At 67.7% G+C, this 16479-nt stretch carries 15 protein-coding genes; 4 read left to right on the top strand and 11 right to left on the bottom strand.

Annotated elements, in window-relative coordinates; genetic code table 11:
- Positions 1–66: 66 nt before the first annotated feature.
- The 9 genes from AQ610_RS29645 to AQ610_RS29685 form a co-directional block, all read right to left on the bottom strand.
- Positions 67–1071 (bottom strand): DUF6566 family protein, encoded by a 1005-nt coding sequence (locus tag AQ610_RS29645; RefSeq protein ID WP_006027957.1) that lies wholly within the window; start codon positions 1069–1071, stop codon positions 67–69.
- Positions 1072–1657: 586 nt separating this feature from the next.
- Positions 1658–2239, bottom strand: a complete 582-nt coding sequence (locus AQ610_RS29650) for a DUF3501 family protein (RefSeq protein ID WP_006027958.1) — start codon at positions 2237–2239, stop codon at positions 1658–1660.
- A 23-nt stretch (positions 2240–2262) separates the two neighbouring features.
- A complete protein-coding gene (locus AQ610_RS29655) occupies positions 2263–3603 on the bottom strand; it encodes a heterodisulfide reductase-related iron-sulfur binding cluster (protein WP_006027959.1) in 1341 nt (446 codons plus the stop codon).
- Between the two features lie 110 nt (positions 3604–3713).
- The gene (locus AQ610_RS29660) at positions 3714–4136 is read right to left on the bottom strand and encodes a rubrerythrin family protein (RefSeq protein ID WP_009915736.1); all 423 of its coding nucleotides are present in this window, start codon (positions 4134–4136) and stop codon (positions 3714–3716) included.
- 253 nt (positions 4137–4389) lie between these two features.
- On the bottom strand, positions 4390–5424 hold the full coding sequence (locus AQ610_RS29665; RefSeq protein WP_006027961.1) for an N-acetylmuramoyl-L-alanine amidase: 1035 nt from the start codon (positions 5422–5424) through the stop codon (positions 4390–4392).
- A 345-nt stretch (positions 5425–5769) separates the two neighbouring features.
- Positions 5770–7038, bottom strand: a complete 1269-nt coding sequence (locus AQ610_RS29670; protein WP_006027962.1) for an RNA polymerase sigma factor — start codon at positions 7036–7038, stop codon at positions 5770–5772.
- The gene (locus AQ610_RS29675) at positions 7035–7574 is read right to left on the bottom strand and encodes an SRPBCC family protein (RefSeq protein WP_006027963.1); all 540 of its coding nucleotides are present in this window, start codon (positions 7572–7574) and stop codon (positions 7035–7037) included. The genes AQ610_RS29670 and AQ610_RS29675 overlap by 4 nt, the downstream gene beginning before the upstream one ends.
- A 30-nt stretch (positions 7575–7604) precedes the next feature.
- Positions 7605–8018 (bottom strand): YciI family protein, encoded by a 414-nt coding sequence (locus tag AQ610_RS29680; RefSeq protein ID WP_009915738.1) that lies wholly within the window; start codon positions 8016–8018, stop codon positions 7605–7607.
- A 165-nt stretch (positions 8019–8183) separates the two neighbouring features.
- On the bottom strand, positions 8184–8537 hold the full coding sequence (locus AQ610_RS29685) for a YciI family protein (RefSeq protein ID WP_009915739.1): 354 nt from the start codon (positions 8535–8537) through the stop codon (positions 8184–8186).
- Positions 8538–8907: 370 nt separating this feature from the next.
- Between AQ610_RS29685 and AQ610_RS29690 the strand changes: the two genes are divergently transcribed.
- From AQ610_RS29690 to AQ610_RS29705, 4 genes are all read left to right on the top strand, one after another.
- Positions 8908–10782, top strand: coding sequence for an ExeM/NucH family extracellular endonuclease (locus AQ610_RS29690; protein ID WP_009915740.1), 1875 nt, complete (start codon positions 8908–8910; stop codon positions 10780–10782).
- 388 nt (positions 10783–11170) lie between these two features.
- Entirely contained in the window at positions 11171–11551 is a 381-nt protein-coding gene (locus AQ610_RS29695; RefSeq protein ID WP_006027967.1) for an ElaB/YgaM/YqjD family protein, read from the top strand.
- Positions 11552–11599: 48 nt separating this feature from the next.
- The gene (locus AQ610_RS29700; protein ID WP_006027968.1) at positions 11600–12184 is read left to right on the top strand and encodes a BPSL1445 family SYLF domain-containing lipoprotein; all 585 of its coding nucleotides are present in this window, start codon (positions 11600–11602) and stop codon (positions 12182–12184) included.
- 208 nt (positions 12185–12392) lie between these two features.
- Positions 12393–13451: an AI-2E family transporter gene (locus AQ610_RS29705; protein WP_006027969.1), complete on the top strand. Its 1059-nt coding sequence runs from the start codon at positions 12393–12395 to the stop codon at positions 13449–13451.
- 60 nt (positions 13452–13511) lie between these two features.
- Here AQ610_RS29705 and AQ610_RS29710 read toward each other — a convergent pair whose 3' ends face one another.
- Positions 13512–13940 (bottom strand): hypothetical protein, encoded by a 429-nt coding sequence (locus AQ610_RS29710; protein ID WP_006027970.1) that lies wholly within the window; start codon positions 13938–13940, stop codon positions 13512–13514.
- A 159-nt stretch (positions 13941–14099) separates the two neighbouring features.
- On the bottom strand, positions 14100–16196 hold the full coding sequence (locus AQ610_RS29715) for a TonB-dependent receptor (protein ID WP_006027971.1): 2097 nt from the start codon (positions 16194–16196) through the stop codon (positions 14100–14102).
- Positions 16197–16479 lie beyond the last annotated feature (283 nt).

A 16479-nucleotide genomic window follows, 5' to 3' on the forward strand; every position in this document is an offset into this window, starting at 1 on the left:
GGCCGCGCCGAAGCGACCGCGCGGCCCGCGTGCGAGCGGGCCGCGCGGCGAGAGGCGCTGCCTCGTTCAACCGACGCGATAGGCGTACTCGTGCCGGTCGATCTGCGCTTGCGACGCATCGCCGCGGCCTTCCGCCAGCGCGCGGCGGCGCTCGGCCGCGAAGTGCTTGATGTTGGTTTCGGCCATCGCGAGCGCGGACAGCCCGGCGATCGTCGGCACCGATTTGCTGGCCTGCCCGGCAACGGGCGCCGACGCCTCGCGCGCATTCGGCGCGCCCGCGCATTGACGATCGATCCATTGACGCGCCCAATCGAGCGCATACTGCTCCGCCGATTCGGCATCGGTGAAACGCGGACCGATGAGACCCGAGCGCTCGACGCGCCGATCGTCCCGCACGATCTCCGCCCACGCGCGATACATCAGGTTCTGCACGGGCTGCGCAATGCCGTACACGGTATAGCCGCGATAGGTTTCGGTTTGCGGCGCGTGCGTGGCGAAGCTGAACGACGCGGCATGCGCGCGGCCGTGCCCATGATCGCGCACGGGCGCGCCCGGCACGGCGAAGCCGTGATGATCCGGCGCCTCGGCGTCGCGCGCCCCGTCTTCATCGTCGTCGCTCGCGAAGCGGTGGACATTCACGCCCGCGCCCGGACGGCAGACATCCGCCTGAGCGACAGGCAATTGCCACGACTCGGGGTTCTGCCAGAACACGCCGCGCAGGCGATCGCAATCGGCGGCCGGCTCCGCGCGCCGCACGGGCGCGACGGGCTCGGGCGGCGGCGGCACGTAGGCGAACGCGCGACCGCTCTCTTCCGACAGCACTCTCACCATCTCGCCGAGCGTGCCGCTCGCAAGCCATTCTTCGAAGCGGCGCCGGCACGTCGGGCCTGACGGATAGCGGCCGGGCAGTTTCGACCACGGCTCGCCCGTGGTGAGAATCCACAGCACCGCGTTCGCGACGACCCGATTCTCCGCGCGCGGACGGCCCCGTCGGTTCAGTCGGATGGGTTCATCGGCGATCAACGTCGACAGACGGGCCCACTCTTCATCGTTTAGCTCATCGAAGAACATAGATCTCTCCACGCAGCCAGGCCGGGCTGCGATTGGCGGCACGGCCGCGAGCAAATCGCGCTCGTGACCGCGGCCAGGTTGCACATGGACGCTATTCGGTTGTGCACGTCGGCGCACTAGGCACAAACAAGGTGCCGCGGCTCCCGACGATGACGCACGAACCACTGTCTCACTCGTATGCGATATTTTTTGTGCATGAAGCATACCATCATCAGGGTTTATCTCAATATGACAACAGCGTCATGTTACGCACTGAAACAAGAAAGTCGCCAAGCAGGGTCAGCTTTTCTTTTCAATTTTTATGACGTTTTTATCTCTGCCGGCTCGAGAGTCCCGTCCAGCAAGGCTGAAGGGAAGATGAAAACTACCTTGAAGACGGGTTCCCGCACTAGCTCCCACGCTTAGCGGAAGCATTTTCCGATGCCGTTGCAACATCGGTAAATTAAGGGAAAATACGTGACAAATTGTTTATGAATCGGTAAGTAAATCCTTTTTCGATCGTTATACTTTTCATTACGCGCAATCTCATAATTGATTGAATGCGGTCGATGCCAGCCCCGTCGACGCTTGCCGCGCGCTCGCGCGCTCAGTCCAGATCGCGGGCGAGCGAGGCGGCAACGTCCGGATCAATTCTCGTCGTTTGTACCGGATAGTTAGGATGGTCGCAGCCGATCGATAGCGGCGCGCCCGCCTTGAGCCTCGCCTTCAGCGCATCGCCGAACTCGAAGCGCAGGAAGTGCACGGCGGACGTCTTCTCCGCGGTGTCGCGTTCGAGGTCCTCGTCGGCGACCGCATAGACGGGCGTCTCATCGTCGACGACGAGGAACACGCGATCCTCGATGCCGATCAGGCGCGTGAGCGCCGCGCGTCGCTGCGTTTCGTTTTCGTATTCGATCTGCAGCGTCGCCTTGAAATTGCTGCCGTCCGGAACGAGCGGCAGATACGCGTCGAGCTCGGCCTGGATGCCGTCCTCGTCGAAGATCTTCTCGATGTGCAGCATCTCGTGGATCTGATAGCGGATCGTCGTCTCGTCCTCGAACAGCAGGCGCAGATGATTGCCGATCGATACCGCACGGCGCTTCTTGTGCTCGATCACGCGCGCATGCTCGTGGCGGCGCACTTTCGCGTACGCTTCGAGCGTCAACAGCGAATCGCGGGTGAGCGTCATGTGATGGCCCTCGTCCGGTACGCTCAGACGCCGTAAGCCTTGCGCAGCAGCGTGAGCGGATGCGCGAAGGGCGGCGGCTCGACGCCTTTCGCGCCGATGCCCTCTTCGATGTGGTGTCCCGCGAGCGCGCAATCGGACGACATGTAGTCGGGCGTCTGCTCCGCGATCGACTTGAACACGGGCGCGCCGATCTTCAGCGCCTGCTCGTGGAATTCCTGCTTCACGCCGAACGTGCCCGCGTGGCCCGAGCAGCGCTCGACGACGTTCACCTTCGTGCCCGGCACGAGCGACAGCGCGTCGGCCGTCTTGCGCCCGATGTTCTGCACCCGCGCATGGCAGGGCACGTGATATGACACGGTGCCGAGCTCATGCCTGAAATCGGTCTTCAGCAGCCCGTCGCGGTGGCGCGCGATCACGTACTCGAACGGATCCCAGAACGCGTCGGCGACCGCGCGCACGTCGGGATCGTCGGGAAACATCAGCGGCAGCTCGCTCTTGTACATCAGCACGCAGCTCGGAATCGCGCCGAGCAGCGCATAGCCTTCTCGCGCGTAGCGGGCGAGCACGGGGATGTTCACCGCCTTCTTCGCGGCGACGCCGTCGAGATTGCCCTGTTCGAGCAGCGGCATCCCACAGCACGCCTCGCTCGCGACGAGCTCGTACGGGATGCCGTTGTGCGCGAGCACCGCGAGCAGGTCATGGCCGATGCCGGGCTCGTTGTAGTTCACGTAGCAGGTCGCGTAGATCGCGACGCGCCCCGGCGTGCGCTCGCCGTCGCCCGACGGCGGCGAGACGGGCGAGCGCTGCGCGGCGCGACGGAACTTGCGCGACGCGAACGGCGGCAGCCACGCGCGCCGGTCGACGCCGAACGTCGCTTCGAGCGCGCTGCGCATCGCAGGCGTGCGGTTCGCCGCATTGACTGTCTGCGTGACGATCGGGATGCCGGCGAAGTGGCCGAGCATGTCGGTGTTCGACAGCAGCTTGTCGCGCAGCTTCACGTCGTTGCGCTTGTAGCGCGCTGCCTTCGCGCGCAGCATCAGATGCGGAAAGTCGACGTTCCACGGATGCGGCGGCACGTATGGGCATTTCGTCATGTAGCAGAGGTCGCACAGGTAGCACTGGTCGACGACCTTGCCGAAAGACTTCGGATCGACCGCATGGGCTTCGCCCGTATCGGTCTCGTCGACGAGATCGAACAGCGTCGGAAACGCGCCGCATAGCGACACGCAGCGCCGGCAGCCGGCGCAGATCTCGAACACGCGTGTGAGCTCGCCGTCGATCGCGGCCTGATCGTAGAACGCGTCCGAGCGCCAATCGAGCGGGTGCCGGGTCGGGGCCTCCAGACTGCCTTCTCGGTGGGACATGGGGCGGCTCCATCACGTTGTGCGCGGCCGCGCGCGTTGCGCCGGAACTCGCGGCGACGCGCGCTCGCGCGGCCGCGTCCGCTGGCCGGGGGCGCCCGCGCGCGCCGCGCTCAGTCGACGAGCCCTTCGAGCGCTTTCGTATACCGGTTCGCGTGGCTGCGTTCCGCCTTCGCGAGCGTCTCGAACCAGTTCGCGATTTCGTCGAAGCCTTCTTCGCGCGCGGTCTTCGCCATGCCCGGGTACATGTCGGTGTACTCGTGCGTCTCGCCCGCGATCGCCGATTGCAGGTTCTGGCGGGACGAGCCGAACGGCAAGCCCGTCGCCGGATCGCCGACCGCTTCCAGATATTCGAGGTGGCCGTGCGCGTGGCCGGTTTCGCCCTCGGCGGTCGAGCGGAACAGCGCGGCGATGTCGTTCTGTCCCTCGACGTCCGCCTTCGATGCGAAATACAGGTAGCGGCGATTCGCCTGCGACTCTCCGGCGAACGCGTATTTCAGGTTCTCTTCGGTCTTGCTGCCCTTGAGCTGTGCCATCTGCGCCTCCGTGTCCGATGCCGGCGCGCGCGGCGCCGGACCGGATGAACGATTGTGGGGAACGATGCGCAGCTCGGCTGCCGCCGCTGAGGCACCGTGCATTTCAATCTAGGCGCTCGCGCGCGACTCACCCAATAGGCTTTTTCAATGTCGTCGATAGTCGTCGCGGCGACGCAGGCGGGAGCGGCGGGGCCGAACGATGGCCGTGCTGCGTCGCGTCGCGGCGCAGCACGGCATGCAGGCGTGAGCCGCGTCAGCGCGACGACGCGGGCGCGAGCGGCCACACGTCGCTGCCCTTCTCGCCCTCCGGCGCGGTCGTGGCCGGCCGCGCCTGCTTGTTGATCGCTCGGCCGCGGCTGAAGTACTTCTCGAGCAGCGCATCGAGAATCGCGACGGTTTCGACGTCCGGCACGCCGTCGTAGCGCGACGGCCGAAAGTGCATTTGAAACGCCGACACGACGTCGACGGTCCGCGCGTCGAGCGTGCCCGTCTGCGGCGCGTCGTAGCCGTATGCGAGCAGCCTCGACTGCAGGCTCGCGACGTCGCCCGCGAACGGCCGGTTGGTACGGTAGTAATCGACGGCTTCCGTCTCCGGCCACGCGCCGATCCTGTATTGATCGTAGAGCGTCTTCCACGGGAACAGCGGCCCCGGATCGGTCTTGCGGCCGGGCGCGACGTCCGAGTGCCCGACGACCTTGTGCGGCAGCACCTGATGCCGCGCGACGACGTCGGCCGCGAGCGCGCCGAACACCGCAACCTGCGCGTCCGGATACGGATACCAGCGCCGGTTCATCAGCGGCAGGTTTTCGTCCTCCGGCGGAAAACCAAGATTGACGATCTCGATGCCGACCGAGCCCGCATTGAGCATCCGGTCGCCCTGCCAGTAGCTGACGCCCGCGTGCCATGCGCGGCGTGCTTCGGGCACGAGCTCGAAGACCTTGAAGCGCTGGCCGCCGTCGGCCGCATCGGGCACCAGATAGTGCGAGCTGACCTGCCGCTGCGGGCTCGTCAGCGAGACGATCGAATCCGCGAGCGTCTGCGCGGTGTAATGCAGCACGAGCGTGCGCACCCGCGAATCCTGATTCGGCGACTGGATCGAGCGATCGATCGTATAGCCCGCGCCTGACGGCTGCGGCGCATCCTGCGCGTGCGCGGACGACACGATGCCATCGCCGTCGCCGCAACCGGCAAGCGGCATCATCAGCATCCCCACCGGCCATGCCGACGAACGCGCGAGAAACCCGCGCCTGCCCTCGTTGATGATTTTCGCTTGTTGTTCTTCAGCCATACCCTTTTCCGTTCGAGTCGTAACTTGCAATTGAGAATCGGCGCGATGCGCCGAGCGAGTAGGTTGTGCGATGACGCGACGCGCGACCGTGGGAGTCGACGGCGTCGCGCAAGTTCCGATTCGGAGTGCGATGTATTTTTGGGAGACGGGAGAGCTTCGATGCGAACGCGACGTTGCGGCGGGGGCGCGGTGATGATGTGCCGCGTGTCGATGTTTCGCGTGAGGGGGTGGTGGTTTGCGGAAGGCTACGTGAATCGGCTCGACATGTATCGGGAACCTGTCCGCATTTTTGTGGGCGAGGCGGTTGAACAACAGATTATCCGCGCGCCGCCCGCACGCGCCGCCTCACCGCTCCGTTGCGCGCGCAAGCAGCATCTCGCGCTCGCGCGCATTGAGCGTCATGTCGGCCGCGCGCCGGAACTCCGCCTGCGCCTCGTCGCGCCGCCCGAGCTTCGCGAGCAGATCGCCGCGCACGCTCGGCAGCCAGTGATAGCGCGCAAGCGCCGGATCGGCCGCAAGCGCATCGGCGATCTCGAGCCCCGCCGCCGGCCCGAACGCCATGCCGACCGCAACCGCGCGATTCAGCTCGACGACGGGCGAAGGCGCGACCTGCGCGAGCGCGTCGTAGAGCGCGACGATCTGCGCCCAGTCGGTATCGTCGGCGCTGCGCGCCCGTGCATGGCACGCGGCGAGCGCCGCCTGCAGCGCATACGGCCCGCTCGCGCCGCCGAGCGCCTCGGAGCGCGCGAGCGCGGCGAGCCCGCGCCGGATCAGCAGCGGGTCCCAGCGGCCGCGGTCCTGGTCGAGCAGCAACACGGGGCGCCCTTGCGCGTCGACGCGCGCGTGCATCCTCGACGCCTGGATCTCCATCAGCGCGACGAGCCCGTGCACCTCGCTCTCGTCGGGCGCAAGCTCGGCGAGCACGCGGCCGAGCCGCAGTGCTTCGTCGGTCAGAGCGGGGCGCATCCAGTCGTCGCCCGCCGTCGCCGAATAGCCTTCGTTGAAGACCAGGTAAATCACTTCGAGCACCGAAGCAAGCCGCGCCGCGCGCTCCGGCGCGCGCGGCACCTCGAACGGCACCTTCGCCGCCGACAGCGTGCGCTTCGCGCGCACGATTCGCTGCGCGATCGTCGGCTCGGGCGCGAGAAACGCGCGCGCGATCTCGCCCGTCGTCAGCCCGCCGAGCAGCCGCAGCGTCAGCGCGACGCGCGCATCGGTCGACAGCACCGGATGGCACGCGGTGAACACGAGCCGCAGCAGATCGTCGCCGATGTCGTCGTCGCGCGCCGCCTCGAACACGTCGGCGACGTCCGGCGCGACGTGCGCGCCGATCGCCTCGAGATCGAGGCCGATCTGCTCGCGCTTGCGCGCATGCAGCACGTTCTGCCGCAGATGATCGAGCGCGCGGCGCTTCGCGGCCGTCATCAGCCACGCGCCCGGATTGTCCGGCACGCCGCCGTCCGGCCAGTGCTCGAGCGCGGCGACGAGCGCGTCCTGCGCGAGCTCTTCGGCAACGCCGACGTCGCGCACGAGCCGCGCGACATGCGCGATGATTCTCGCGGCCTCGATCCGCCAGACGGCGTCGATCGCTCGGTGAACGGCGGCGTCCGTCATGCGCGCCCTTCGGCGAGCGCCTTCAGGTTCGCGAGCCCCGCGGAGAAGTCCGTGCCGACCATCTTGTCGATGCTGAAGAACACCTGCATCAGCTTCGACAGAAACGGCGACGGCCCGTGCATCGCCCACGTGACGACCGTCGCGTCGCCGTCCGGGCGCAGCGTGAATTCGGCGACGTTGTGCGCGTCGAACGGCTTCACGAAATCGAGCCGCATCGTCAGGTGCGACGGCTCGGTGAGCTCGGTGATCTCGAAGCGACCGACGCCGACCTTCTCGCTCGTCCACGCATAGCTCGCGCCGACGCCCGACGTCACCGCGCCGTACTCGCCGTGCAGCGTCGGATCCTTGCGCTCGTAGGGATTCCACGCGTTGAAGCGGCGCAGGTCCGCCAGATAAGGAAAGATGCGCGCGGCGCTCGCATCGATCCGCGCGCTGCGCTCGACGCGAAACGTACCCGGGCGCGATGCCGCATACAGCATCAGCAGCAGCGCCAGCGCGAACACCACTGCGCCTGCGATCACCACGATCTGGACCATTGCCGTCTCCTGTCGCTCCCGCCGCTATCGTCAGCCGAGCTTGCTCTCGAGCTCGCGGAACCGGTCAACCGCGTCGCCCGGCTCGAAATCGTCGAGCTCGAACAGTTGCCGCACTTCGATCTCGCCGTCCTCGCGCTCGCCGAACGGCGCGGGAAAGCGGCGGGCCCACTCGAGCGCCTCGTCGCGCGAGCGCACCTGGATCAGCGTGTAGCCGGCGATCAACTCCTTCGTTTCGGCGAACGGGCCGTCGATGACGGCGCGCTTGCCGCCCGAGTAGCGCACGCGCCAGCCTTTCGACGACGGTTGCAGGCCGGCCGCGTCGAGCAGCACGCCCGCCTTCGCCAGTTCTTCGTGATAGGTCGCCATCGCGACGATCAGTGACGCATCGGGCATCGCGCCTGACTCGCTCGTCGCATTGGCCTTCACCATGATCATGAAACGCATCGCTCTCTCCTTTCGAAGATGACAGGACGCGCGATCCGGCGTCCTGTCCCTACGACGGGCGACGCGATCCCCGCTCGACACGGGGCGCGCGGAATCAGGGGAAACCCCTACCCTCGCCGGGCATGCGATGTCCGGCTGCCGCCGCTCGCGTCGATTCGCGAGCGCTTACCGGAAGCACGGCCCGATCTCGCGAACCTCCACCGAGCACCATTCGGCGGCGGGGCAACCCTTCGCAATCGCGAGCGCCTCGCCTTGCGTCTCGACATCGAGCAGGAAGAAGCCGCCGACCATTTCCTTCGCCTCGGCGTACGGCCCGTCGACAAGGCGCACCTCGCCGTTGCGCACCAGCACGCGCGTGGATTTGTCGTCGGACACGAGCGATTCGGCGCCGATCAGCACGCCGCGCGACTGAAGCTCGCCGGCGAAATGACGCATCCGCTCGTACAGGGCCTCGCCTTCGGCTCGCGTGCGCGCCGCGCGTTGGCCCCGCGGTTCGACGATCAACAACATGTAACTCATTTGCGTCACCTCCTATGACGACGCCTTCCGGAATCGCGCGGTGCGGCCGCGCCGCGCCGCCGATCGTGGAACGGCTGCGCTTCTATTTTGAGCGGGCCGCGGGCGGCGGTCCATCAGAATCGGCGGCCGCGCGGGCATCGCGAAGCCGCGCGGCCGATCGCACAGATTGCGCACGGGCCGCGCTCACGAAGACGTTCCGCGCGGCCGGTGGAAACGGTTCTGTCACGCTCCGCTCGATCCGCCTCGATGATGCGCCGCCGGCGCGTCCGAAAAAAACCTGGCCAGATTACATATCCCCATCCATTCTTTACGCAAAACTGTCAACATGCATCACTAAGCTTTCAGGATTCCCACACAACGGACCATCCTCATGCGCACGCCAACGCCCTTGCTCGCCTTACTGCCGCTCCTGTCCTCCATCGCCGCCGCACCTGCGTTCGCGGCCACCGCCGCCCCCGTCAGCACGAACTGCGGCGGCAGCGCGACGCCGATCTCCGAGATTCAGGGCGCCGGCGCGCCTTCCCCGCTCGCCGGCCAGAACGTGTCGATCGAGGCTGTCGTCACCGCCGATTTCGGCGGCGCCGACGGCTTCGGCGGCTTTTTCGTCCAGCAGGCCGATGCGCAGCGCCGCAACCAGCCCGGCGTGTCCGAGGGGCTGTTCGTCTACTCGCCGAAAGCGCGCGCACAGGCGGGCGACCTCGTGCACGTGACGGGCAAGGTCGAGGAGAAATACGGGCAGACGCAGCTCACGCAGTCGGGCGCCATCGCGGTCTGCGCGAGCGGCCAGTCGGTCACGCCCGCGACGCTCGCGCTGCCCGTCGACAGCCCGAGCGCGTTCGCCGCGTATGAAGGCATGCTCGTGCGGCTGCCGCAGACGCTGACCGTCACCGAGGTCTACGAACTCGGCCGCTACGGCAGCGTGCTGCTCAGCAACGGGCGCCTGCGCACGCCGACGAGCGTCGTGCCGCCCGCGCAGGCGAAGACGGTGGCCGACGCGAACGCGCGCAACCGGCTGATCCTCGACGACGGCTCGAACAAGCAGAATCCCGCGACCGTCCCGTATCCGGCGCCGGCGCTCTCCGCCGCGAACACGCTGCGCGCGGGCTACACCGTCGCCAACGTCGAAGGCGTGCTCGAGATGCGCTACGGCGCATGGCGTCTGCAACCGGTGCCGGGCGCGCGCGCGCCGGCGTTCGGCGCGAGCGCGAATCCGCGCACGAGCGCGCCCGCACGCGATGCGCGCGCGAACCTGCGGGTCGCTTCGTTCAACGTACTGAACTACTTCAACGGCGACGGCGCGGGCAACGGCTTCGACGATCCGAACAACCGCGGCGCGAAGAGCTACGAAGAGTTCGTCCGGCAGGACGCGAAGATCGTCAGCGCGCTGAAGGCGCTCGATGCCGACGTGATCGGCCTGATGGAAATCGAGAACGACGGCTACGGCCCGCTGAGCGCGGTGCGCCAGCTCGCGGCGAAGCTCGGCGACAACTGGCGCGTCGTCGATCCGGGCAGCGCGCGGCTCGGCGGCGACGCGATCGCGGTCGCGCTGATCTACGACAGCCGCAAGGTGAAGCCGGTCGGCAACGCGGCGACGCTCGCGATCGACGACAGGAACCGCCAGCCGCTCGCGCAGACGTTCCGGCCGATCGGCGGCTCGCGCGCGGTGACGGTCGCCGTGAATCACCTGAAATCGAAGAACTGCCCGGACGCGACAGGCGACGACCTCGATCAGGGCGACGGCCAGGGCTGCTGGAACGCGACGCGCTCGCGCGCGGCGGCGAAGGTCGCCGACTGGCTCGCGCGCAATCCGACCGGCGCGCACAGCGAAGGCGTGCTGCTGATCGGCGACCTCAACAGCCACACGTACGAGGACCCGGTTCGCGCGCTCGAATCGCGCGGCTACGTGAATCTCGTGTCGAGCAAGATCGGCGCGGGCGCGTACAGCTACGTCTACAACGGCGAGGCCGGCTATCTCGACCACGCGCTCGCGACGAACGCGCTCGCATGGCGCGTGAAGGCGGTGCACGACTGGCACATCAACGCGGACGAGCCGATCGCCCTGCAATACACGCTCGCGTACAAGACCGCCGAGCAGCAGCGCACGTATTACGCGCCCGACGCGTATCGCTCGTCCGATCACGATCCGGTGCTGATCGACATCGCGCTCGCCGACGAATATGCGGCCGCGGCGTCGCGCCAGGGCGCGGAGATGGCGGCCGCGCACAGCCGTCGCCCGTGGCAGTGACGCGTCCGCTCGCCCTCGGCGCGAGCGCGCCTGGACATCCATGCAACGACGGAAAAACGGCGGCATCGTCGCCACGATGTAGAAAACGACGTGGACAAGAAGAAAAAGGAAAGGCCCGACGCCCGTCGACACATGAAGAAAGTCACATTTACCGAACGACGGCGCAATAAAACGTAAAAAATTCCGCCGCCGATTCGGGCAAGCGGCCGCTCCCGCGCCGGCCTGCCGCACAAACTGTTGCATTTTCCGCCGCCCCCCGCCCCGCAACGGCTTCGGCTCCGCGGCGACGGCTTGCCGCCGTCGCCGCGCGAAACTCAGGGCCGGATAACGGATCACACATGAGCAACGTCCGCACACCTTCCCTTCAACCATCAGGAGAACGACCATCATGGCTCTTTCCGACACTGTCGAATACAAGCTCGACCGCGGCCTCTCCGAAGCACGACGCGCCGGCCGCCGGTTCGCGCGCGATGCGCGTTCCGCGGCGCGCGACCTGAACGGCGACGTAAAGGACAACATGCGCTCGCTCGTCGACGAGCTCGACGCGCTGCTGAAGGAAGACGTCGACGTCGACGCGCTCCGCAAGCGCCTGCACGGGCGGCTCGAAGCCGCGCGCGACACGCTCGACGACGCGTCGTGGCACGCGTCGCGCCGGCTGCGGCAATCGGCCGAGCGCGTGTCGCAGGCCGTCCACGACAACCCGTGGCAGACGGTCGGCATCGTCGCGGGCCTCGCGTTCGCAGCAGGCATCCTCCTTGCGCGTCGATAAGCGCGGCGCTCTCGCCCGACGTTCAACCATCAAGATGGAGGAAGCATCATGCGCAAGACGCTCGTTATGAAGGTCGCGATCGCGACCGTGCTCGGCAGCCTGGCGCTCGCAGGCTGCACCACCACGCCCGACAAGCCGTCGACCGCATCGTCCAATGCGTCGACCCGTGAGGCGATCGATGCGCGCGTGAACGCGACGCTGTCGCGCCTCTACTCGACGGTGCCGGGCTCGCGCGAACTCGTCTCGAAGTCGCGCGGCGCGCTCGTGTTCCCGAACGTGCTGCAGGCGGGCTTCATCGTCGGCGGCCAGAGCGGCAATGGCGCGCTGCGCGTCGGCGGCGCGACGCTCGGCTACTACAACACGTCGTCGCTGTCGGTCGGCCTGCAGGCGGGCGCGCAATCGAAGGCGCTCATCTTCCTGTTCATGACGCAGGACTCGCTCGACAAATTCCGCAACTCGGACGGCTGGGCCGCCGGCGCCGACGCGTCGATCGCGCTCGTCAAGATGGGCGCGAACGGCGCGGTCGACACGACGACGGCCACCGCGCCCGTGGAAGTCATCGTGCTGACCAACGCCGGCCTGATGGGCGATCTGTCGGTCAACGGCACGAAAGTCACGCGCCTGAAGCTCTGAGCTGAAACGCCGGCGGAAGCGGCGCGGCGCCTCGCGCGTGCGCGCCGCCTGCGCCGCGGCATTTTCAATCGCAGCCCGAACGATATCCGCTCGGGGCGGGGCAACGCACGGTCGCCGCGCCGCACGCGTCAGGCATAATCGATGCGTTACGGCGGGCCGCCGCGGCGCGGCTTGCCCGTCCGATCAACCATCCTCCCCCGAGCACATCATGGATAGCGGGAACGATCACCAAAAATTCTTCCACCTGCTGCTTCTCGTCGTCACCGTCGGCCTTTGCTGGATATTGACGCCGTTCTTCGGCGCAATCTTCTGGGGAACCATTCTCGCGATCCTGTTCCAGCCCGTGCAGCGCTGGCTCGCCGCGCGCTTCGGCAAGCGCCGTAATCTCGCCGCGCTCGTCACGCTGTCGCTCATCATCCTGATCGTGATCCTGCCGCTCGCGTTCGTGACTGCGACGCTCGTGCAGGAAATCGCGTACGCGTATCAGCAGATCAAGACGCTGCAGCCGAACATGACGCAATACTTCCAGGAGTTCATGCACGCGCTGCCGAGCTCCGTGCATCGCGTGCTGCACAACTACGGGCTCACCGACATCGCCGGCATCCAGAAGAAGCTGACCGACGGCGCGGCCGCGATCAGCCAGTTCGTCGCCGCGCAGGCGCTCAGCATCGGACAGAACACGTTCCAGTTCGTCGTGAGCTTCGGCGTGATGCTGTATCTCGTGTTCTTCCTGTTGCGCGACGGCGGCGAGATCGGCCGCCGCGTGCGGCGCGCGCTGCCGCTCAACGAAGCGCACAAGCAGCATCTGCTGACGAAGTTCACGACCGTCGTGCGCGCGACCGTCAAGGGCAACATCGCGGTCGCGGCCGTGCAGGGCGCGCTCGGCGGCCTGATCTTCTGGATTCTCGGGATCGAGGGCGTGATTCTGTGGGGCGCGCTGATGGCGTTCCTGTCGCTGCTGCCCGCGATCGGCGCGGGCCTCGTCTGGGTGCCCGCCGCCGGCTATTTCGCGGTGACGGGGCAGGTCTGGAAATGCGTGATCCTCGTCGCGTTCTGCGTCGGCGTGATCGGGCTCGTCGACAATCTGCTGCGGCCGATCCTCGTCGGCAAGGACACGAAGATGCCCGACTGGGTCGTGCTGATCTCGACGCTCGGCGGCATGGCGCTCTTCGGCATCAACGGCTTCGTGATCGGCCCGCTCGTCGCCGCGCTGTTCATGGCGAGCTGGGACCTCTTCGCGCGCACCGAGCAGACCGACTGGGAATGACGCGGCGATCGAATGCGGCGGGCAACGCCGCGCATCGCCCGCCGCATCGCGTCGCGCCGCTTACTCGAAGCTGAAGCGCAGATCCTTGACGACGGGCTCCTTGCCCCAGTCGAACGAGCACACGCGCCCGGTCTCGAGGCTCACCGCGTCCGCGCCCTTGCCCTGCGTCTCGCTGACGGGCGCGCAACCGCCCGAAATCGTCACGGTGGGCGTGCCCTGCTTCGACAGCGGAAACTCGATCGCGCCGTCCTCCGGCACCGTGTGCGTGAGCGCGACCTTCTCGACGTAGTCGTCGGGCAGCATGAAGATCGGCGAATCGTCGACCCACAGCGTGTAGTAGTCGTGCTTGAACGGCGTCTGCTCGACGCACATCTTCGACGTGTGCGCGCCGAGCTTCTGGGTCTGGCACAGCGGCGCGGCGACGCAGACCGAGCCTGCGGCGAGCAGCGGCACGAGCGCCGCCCAGCTTTTCTGGATTGTTCTTTTCATTCTTGACTCGAAAAGAAATGGCGGAAGGGGGTCATGCCGTTTCGCACGACGCCGCGCGCGCTCTCAGGGCCGCGCGCGGCGATCGCTATATTACAAACGAACGCCGGCGAACAGAAGAGGGGCGCGGACGGGCGGCGGATGTGCCCGCGCGGCGCGCGCTCAGAACGTCGTGCGCATCCCGACGGTCACGCTGCGCCCGCCCTGCGGCGCGATGTTGCGCACGACCGAGCTCGCGTAGCGGATGTCCTGGTTCGTCAGGTTGTCGCCGCGCAGATACGCGAGCCAGTTTGTCGCGCCAACGCGGAACCTGTACGTCAGCGCGACGCCGAGCGACGTATAGCCGTCGGTCGCGAGATCGTTCTCGGGCACGCGATGCTGCGCCCACGCATGCGTGACCTGCGCGCGCGCGCCGAACGGGCCGTAGCCGTAATCGGCCGCGAGCGTCGCGCGCAGCGGCGCGATCCGCGGCAGCGGCTCGCCCGTGTCCGCGTTGCGCGCATGCGTATAGTCGGCGCTCAGCTCGAGATCGACGCGATGCCCGCGCTTCTCGAACGCGCGCCACTTGCCTTCGAGCTCGACGCCGTAGAACTCCGCGCGCACGCCGCGATAGACGGCCTCGCGCAGCGCGTCGCCGGCGCCCGCCGCCACGGGCGCGCCTTCGTCGTCGACGAGCCGTCCGGTGTCGTATTCGGCCAGATAGTTCCGAAAGCGGCTGTAGAACACGCCGACGCTGCCGCGGTTCGGCCCGCTCGCGTAGCGCAGCGCGAGATCGGTCGACACCGCCTTCTCCTTCGGCGCGTCCGGCAGGCCGATCAGGTATTGCCCCGTCGCGCCGTGCGGGCCGTTCGCGTACAGCTCGTAGAACGTCGGCGCGCGCTCCGTGTACGACACGTTGCCCGCGAGCGACCACGCGGGCGCGAGCTGGTACAGCGCGCCCGCCGACACGCTGCCCGCATTGAAATCGCGCGAGCGCGCGAAGCTGAACTTGTCGTCGCCGTTCGCGCTCGGGTCGAGCCGCACGTGCTCGATCCGCGCGCCGGCGGACAGCTTCAGCGCATCGGTGGCCTGCCACTCCTCGAGGCCGAACAGCGCGACGCTCGTCGTGCGCGTCGTCGGCGCGAGCGCCTCGCCGCCGAGCGCGGAAAACGTGTTCTGGCCGACCTGCACGCCGAGCGCGCCGTCGAGCGGGCCAAGCTTGCGGTGACGCGCCTCGACGCGCGCCTCGTAGCCGTGGTTGCGGAACGTCGTGCCCGTCACGCCGTCCTCGATTTCACGGTGCAGATAGTTCGTGTAGCCGAAGTCGAATTTCAACTGCGAGAACGGCCCGCGCAAATTGCGCACTTCCGATGCGACCGCGACGCGCTCCTGCCGCATCTGCAGCCGCGCGTCGGTTTCGGCGACCGAGCCGTAGTTCGATTCGTAGCCGCTGTACGACGCGCCGACGTAGCCGTCGGCCCACGTGTACGAGCCGCCCGCCGCGCCGCCGTAGCGGCGGCCGTCGCTGTTCGGCAGCTTGCCGTACGGCTGGCTTGCGTCTTCGCCGTCGAGCGCGCGCTGGCGCGCCGAATGCGCATAGCCCGGGATACGCAGCGCGTCGGTCTCGCGGCTGAACGCATCGAGATGGAACGCGAAGCGGCCGTTGCCGCCTTCGACGAGCGCCGCGCCCGCGCGCGCGTTGTTCGCGCCGCCGTAGCTCGCGTCGACCGCGCCCGTGACGCCCGTGACCGCTTCGCGCGGAATCCGGTTGTCGACCGTGTTGACGACGCCGCCGACCGCGTTGCCGCCGTACAGCAGCGCCGCCGGCCCGCGCACGATCTCGACGCGCTCGACGGTCAGCGGGTCCTGCGGCACCGCGTGGTCGTACGACAGCGACGACGCGTCGTACGCGGCGACGCCGTTCTGCAAAAGCCGGATGCGGTCGCCGTCCATCCCGCGGATGATCGGGCGGCCGACGAGCGGACCGTAGGTCGTCGTCGACACGCCGGGCAGGCCGTTCAGCGTGTCGCCGAGCGAGTCGGCGCGACGCAGCGTCAGCTCTGCGCCGGACAGCGACGCGGTCGGCGAAGTCAGCGCCGATGCGCCAAGCGGGTTCGCGGTGACGAAGATCGGCGCGAGCGCCGTCTCGGGCGGCGCGTTCGGCGAACGGTCGGCTGGCGGCGCGCCCGTCTCGCCATGCGCAAGACTCGCGGCGAGCAGCAGCGATAAGGGATGCAGCCTGCGGGCGAAGGGCGGCGCGATACGTCGGTGGTCATCCATTGCGGTAATCGGTGTAGTGGTGTCGAGGTCGACGGAATCACGGGTCGAATCGCGCGACGATAGAGAAACGATATAACGTATCAATTTCGGCGCGCATGGAGGCCCGTGGCGGAGCACATCGGCGGCCGGTTCGTCGGGTGCTGCGGTGTGCGCCCGGCTCGAGTCGGCCTGCGATGGGCTTGATATGTTATATCATTTCAAATTATGTAACAAATTGCTTACGGCGGCGTTGGCACTGATGCTGATGCCGGCGTCAGCGCCGCGAGCCATGCTGATGCGTCGC

Origin of the sequence: Burkholderia humptydooensis (assembly GCF_001513745.1) — a bacterium.
In the GTDB taxonomy this organism is placed as follows: Bacteria; Pseudomonadota; Gammaproteobacteria; order Burkholderiales; family Burkholderiaceae; genus Burkholderia; species Burkholderia humptydooensis.

What these genes read in the sequence shown, in the direction of transcription:
- AQ610_RS29645 (WP_006027957.1), bottom strand. Translation starts at nt 1,071, where the DNA reads ATGTTCTTCGATGAGCTAAACGATGAAGAGTGGGCCCGTCTGTCGACG.
- AQ610_RS29650 (WP_006027958.1), bottom strand. Translation starts at nt 2,239, where the DNA reads ATGACGCTCACCCGCGATTCGCTGTTGACGCTCGAAGCGTACGCGAAA.
- AQ610_RS29655 (WP_006027959.1), bottom strand. Translation starts at nt 3,603, where the DNA reads ATGTCCCACCGAGAAGGCAGTCTGGAGGCCCCGACCCGGCACCCGCTC.
- AQ610_RS29660 (WP_009915736.1), bottom strand. Translation starts at nt 4,136, where the DNA reads ATGGCACAGCTCAAGGGCAGCAAGACCGAAGAGAACCTGAAATACGCG.
- AQ610_RS29665 (WP_006027961.1), bottom strand. Translation starts at nt 5,424, where the DNA reads ATGGCTGAAGAACAACAAGCGAAAATCATCAACGAGGGCAGGCGCGGG.
- AQ610_RS29670 (WP_006027962.1), bottom strand. Translation starts at nt 7,038, where the DNA reads ATGACGGACGCCGCCGTTCACCGAGCGATCGACGCCGTCTGGCGGATC.
- AQ610_RS29675 (WP_006027963.1), bottom strand. Translation starts at nt 7,574, where the DNA reads ATGGTCCAGATCGTGGTGATCGCAGGCGCAGTGGTGTTCGCGCTGGCG.
- AQ610_RS29680 (WP_009915738.1), bottom strand. Translation starts at nt 8,018, where the DNA reads ATGCGTTTCATGATCATGGTGAAGGCCAATGCGACGAGCGAGTCAGGC.
- AQ610_RS29685 (WP_009915739.1), bottom strand. Translation starts at nt 8,537, where the DNA reads ATGAGTTACATGTTGTTGATCGTCGAACCGCGGGGCCAACGCGCGGCG.
- AQ610_RS29690 (WP_009915740.1), top strand. Translation starts at nt 8,908, where the DNA reads ATGCGCACGCCAACGCCCTTGCTCGCCTTACTGCCGCTCCTGTCCTCC.
- AQ610_RS29695 (WP_006027967.1), top strand. Translation starts at nt 11,171, where the DNA reads ATGGCTCTTTCCGACACTGTCGAATACAAGCTCGACCGCGGCCTCTCC.
- AQ610_RS29700 (WP_006027968.1), top strand. Translation starts at nt 11,600, where the DNA reads ATGCGCAAGACGCTCGTTATGAAGGTCGCGATCGCGACCGTGCTCGGC.
- AQ610_RS29705 (WP_006027969.1), top strand. Translation starts at nt 12,393, where the DNA reads ATGGATAGCGGGAACGATCACCAAAAATTCTTCCACCTGCTGCTTCTC.
- AQ610_RS29710 (WP_006027970.1), bottom strand. Translation starts at nt 13,940, where the DNA reads ATGAAAAGAACAATCCAGAAAAGCTGGGCGGCGCTCGTGCCGCTGCTC.
- AQ610_RS29715 (WP_006027971.1), bottom strand. Translation starts at nt 16,196, where the DNA reads ATGGATGACCACCGACGTATCGCGCCGCCCTTCGCCCGCAGGCTGCAT.